The organism is Acinetobacter sp. LipI_19 (genome assembly GCF_058242925.1).
Genome location: NZ_JBZAYK010000010.1, coordinates 1 through 4135, shown reverse-complemented (window position 1 = coordinate 4135; position 4135 = coordinate 1). Strand labels below are relative to the sequence as shown.

The following is a 4135-nucleotide window of genomic DNA, read 5'->3' as shown; positions in this document are numbered from 1 at the left end:
GCGTTGAGAGTAGTTGTATAGGTTGGTTAAGTTGCATGTTGGAGAAATCCTCGCAGAGATACCACCATACTTCGACAGGGAGCGCGTGGGGGAAGGTACAAAACTTTTAGTCCTTGTCTACCATGTATGTAAAGCATGGTGCGGATACGACCGATGCGTGGCTCCGTCAGCCTAATCAGGTTAAATCGGCAATACTTAAGGGAAGTGTCATTTTTTGAATGACAGCCCTTAGGGAGAGTATTGCCGAAACTCTCTCAACGTCCACCATCTGCCTGAGCGAAGCGAAGGCTGTGGTGGCGGTGAGAAAGAGTTGAGCGTCTTTAGTTTTACAAGATTAATGCCAATACTTTCTAGAGTTTATATACCGAGTCATTTGATTTAATAATTTATAGAACAAATTTGTCCGTAATTGATAAGCAAGGATACACAGTTACCCCTATTTCACGATGTTCAATAGTGCTAAGCTGTGACCTTGATCAGGGGCTTCACCCCCGATACCCCGAAAACCGGCTTAAAGAAAAATCAAAGATTTTCCCTTAAACCGGTTTCATACCGAGAATTGGATTGATCAAATGGAAATAGATTCAGTAACTAAACAGAAAGCGGTTCGGGAACGGACGTTTAAAGTCAGACTTTCAGAATCAGAGTACCAATTGCTTGATGCTAATAATCCTTTTGGTTCAATCGCAAAGTTGCTACGTCAATCGGCAGTAGAGAAAGCAACACAGATTCATAATTCAAAAGCAGATGATGACCAAAAAATTAAAGCAAAAAACGTTGTTGAATCTTCATATACCAAGACAGAACGTTCTTTAATTTTAGAGTTAGGTCGCATAGGTAATAACGTCAATCAGATTGCCAAGGCTATTAATACGGATATTGCAGGGACAGGTACTTTTGACAAAGTGAAGTTACTTCATTTGTTGATTTCCATAGATCAGCAACTTCGGGAGTTACGTCCAGATGATCGTTGATTTTTTTAGACATGGCACAGGTTTATCCAAAGGTTGTCTAGATTATTTACTTGGTGAAGATCGAGTGCGAGAACATGCACAGGTTTTAAGTGGTGATGTGGAGCTGACAGCACAACTCATTGATAGCAGCCCTTTTGCCAAGAAATATACCAGCGGTTGTTTATCCTTTTACGAGCATGATTTATCTGACCAGGATAAACAGCAGATCATGCAGAATTTTGAGCAGTGTCTTTTTCCTGGCCTTGATCAAGATCAGTATAAAGTTCTATGGGTACAGCACCAAGATAAGGTGAACCAAGTTACTGGAGAGACTCGGCTTGAGCTGAATTTTGTGATTCCTAATGTGGAACTTTCGACAGGCAAACGGCTACAGCCATTTTATGCACCGGTAGATCTCGATCGAGTAGATCTGTTTAAGCAGATTACCAATGCGGAACATAGACTGTATGACCCTGATGACCCGAACAATCAGCAGCTTTTAATCAATAAGAAGAACCTCCCAAAGGACGTTCGGGACTTTAAAGCGCAATTACATCAACGTATCTATCGAGCCGTTGCCAATGGTGAAATTGCCGATCGGCAAAAATTGGTTGAATGGCTTGAGTCCAATGACGTCAAAGTCACCCGACAGACCCAAAAATCAATATCAATTGAAAATCCATATGAGGGCGCAACACGTCCTATCCGTTTGAATGGAGAGGTTTATGAGCAAGGCTTTAGAGCTACTGGCGAATATCGACAAGAAGTACAACAGCGAATTGCAACGTACCGAGGAACAACTTCTGAGCGGTATCGAGCAAACGTCACAGATTATCAAAGACAACTTAAGCACAAGAGCCAATATCACAGCGACCGCTATCCAACAGTCAGACGAGAAATTAGCGCAGAACCTACAGAACAGCTCACAGCAGATCGAAAAGCAGCTCGACCAGTACCAAGCCTTGCTACAGTCCAAATTGAGCCGTTTAAAGCAAATGAACGAGCAGATACAGACAGAAGAACAGCAAGTTCAGAACAAAAGCCTACTGAAACAGCTTACTACTTTGAATATGGCACTGATTTTGGGCGCTGTTATTTTGATTATTCTCATTATTGCGCTCAGTTTTATGGGGAAAAGCAAGTACAGCGAGATTCAGACGCTCAATATGACGATCAACGAGAAACAAATGCGAGTGGATCACCTGAACCGATCGGGGGGCAGTTTGACGTTCAGCACATGCAGACAGCAAAACAGCAAAGCCCAACGCTTATGTATTCAGATCAACAAGAATGCAGGCGAATGGCAGAACGGTTACATGATTCCGATGGGGTATTAAACGATGACCGAATTAGAAACACAGTTATTGAAAATCATCGAAGAACAACAGCAGCAATTACAGCAACAACAAGCGCAATTGCAGCAGCAACAGCAGAGTTTAGACGTGATGCAAAAGAAAATTATCCAAGCCTTATCAGCACAATCAAAGGCAATGGAGAGCGTACAGAAAGGCTTAGTGCAAACACAAAAGTCATTATCGACAACACAGACGCAATTTCACGAATTAGAGAGAAGTACGGCAACGTATACCGAGCAGATCAATGGCAAAGTCAGAGAGATGAGCCAAATTACAACGAACTACGAGGACGTACTGGAGAAAATCTCAACCGTACAGCAGTCAGTCTCGTCAGAAGTAGCCAAAGCGCAGCAGAATTTGCTCGAAACGTCCGAACTATTGAAGCGAATATCATCCAGATGAAGGAACGGAAAATGGAAATGGAACAGCCCCAACCTAAGCAAGATCGAGGGATGAGTTGGGGGATGTAGGGCTTATAGAAGCCCGTCAGCTCAAAATGCTTGGTTAAAACACTATTACTTGATTAGGCTACTCTTCTTATTAAATTGTTCATCAATTTTTGAACTAAGGAAGTCAACAACAGGGCCTAAAGCCTGATGCTGTTGTTGCCAGTTTTGTTTGCGTATCTCACCTTTATATTCTTGGATCATGCGCTGCAAAATGGGTTGATGCAGCGACGGTAACTGAGCTATCACCCAGTGTGCGGCTTGGTCTTTAGGCACAATCTCATTCGTTATCAAGCTAAAATAAATACGGCATAAGGCCAAAATCTGATTACGTTCATCGGCATCCTCATCCCAATGTGCCACAATAGAGGGATAGGTGTCTGCCATTGCCTGCCAGAGGTGCTGTTCAGGAATTGCCGTTGACCACTGTGTCAAACTTGGCCCCAACAAACTACGATGATGCATTTGTGCTTTCTTCAGCAAAATACTCAGATCAGGGTCTGTATGTGCGCGGAGCAAAGCACCTTGGTTTAACTCCTCCCGTAACCACTCCCCAAATTGTAGTTCGTAGCTGAGTGGATAACTGCCTGAGAGAATTTGCTCTTTAAGTACGATGGTGACTTCAAGTGCACGCTGTGCAGCCCCAATTGGATACGAAATTTTTAATAAGGTTTCTGCCAGTTGCTGTCTTTGATGGAGTGTCAGTGCTTGATTCACCACAACCAAAACATCCAGATCACTTTCTGGACCTAGCCCGCCATCAACAGCTGAACCATACAGATAAATGGCAAAGAGGGATTCACCCAAAAGCTGCTGTAAAGATTCTGTTAACTGTTCAAGTTGCAAGGTTTCGGACATGCTTGACCTCTTTTTCGGGCATGAGTTAGGAGTAGGAGAAACAAATAAAAATCTTGTTAAAAAATTTGAAATATATAAAAAAAGAGTCCTTGCAACAATTCTAATGAAAAGTTGTAGTTAAAACCTAAAGAAAAACCCCTCTGAGTCTTGCAACTTAGAGGGGTTTTGTCTTAAATTTGGTGGTACGCAGTTATTTGATGTTAAGAGCATCAAGTAACGAAGATCAGCAGAGTTAGACGCTCGTACTGATTTCACCTTTCGGCTTGTACCGCTTTTCAGATTCTATCAAATTGATAAAAAATGGCAAGCATTGTATCAGTAAAAAGTCTTTCGTTACTTGATTCTCGTTCATCCAATAAGCAATACATAGACTGTATTCGAGCCTTATCAGCTTCTGTTCGCCTTTTTTAAAGGAAGATATGCGGTGCATGTGGAGGGAATAAGTGTCACTGGTGCATCGTAGCGATAGTGAAGATCGAGAGATTGGAGCTAAACCGTTACAGGGGAATCCCACACAAGCGGA

3 protein-coding genes are annotated in these 4135 nt (G+C 42.4%); 2 read left to right on the top strand and 1 reads right to left on the bottom strand.

Annotated elements, in window-relative coordinates; genetic code table 11:
- Nucleotides 1–572 precede the first annotated feature (572 nt).
- Entirely contained in the window at nt 573–974 is a 402-nt protein-coding gene (locus AC4CVF_RS22230) for a MobC family plasmid mobilization relaxosome protein (RefSeq protein WP_050041694.1), read from the top strand.
- Nucleotides 964–2778 (top strand): relaxase family protein, encoded by a 1815-nt coding sequence (locus tag AC4CVF_RS22225; protein ID WP_176453806.1) that lies wholly within the window; start codon nt 964–966, stop codon nt 2776–2778. Before AC4CVF_RS22230 ends, AC4CVF_RS22225 begins: the two co-directional genes overlap by 11 nt.
- 45 nt (nt 2779–2823) lie before the next feature.
- On the opposite strand, the gene AC4CVF_RS22220 is transcribed toward AC4CVF_RS22225, so the two are convergent.
- Entirely contained in the window at nt 2824–3612 is a 789-nt protein-coding gene (locus AC4CVF_RS22220; RefSeq protein WP_050041693.1) for an ANT(3'')-II family aminoglycoside nucleotidyltransferase AadA27, read from the bottom strand.
- Nucleotides 3613–4135: the final 523 nt, after the last annotated feature.

Excerpts from the sequence above, each read along its gene's own strand:
- AC4CVF_RS22230 (WP_050041694.1), top strand. The coding sequence starts at position 573 with ATGGAAATAGATTCAGTAACTAAACAGAAAGCGGTTCGGGAACGGACG.
- AC4CVF_RS22225 (WP_176453806.1), top strand. The coding sequence starts at position 964 with ATGATCGTTGATTTTTTTAGACATGGCACAGGTTTATCCAAAGGTTGT.
- AC4CVF_RS22220 (WP_050041693.1), bottom strand. The coding sequence starts at position 3,612 with ATGTCCGAAACCTTGCAACTTGAACAGTTAACAGAATCTTTACAGCAG.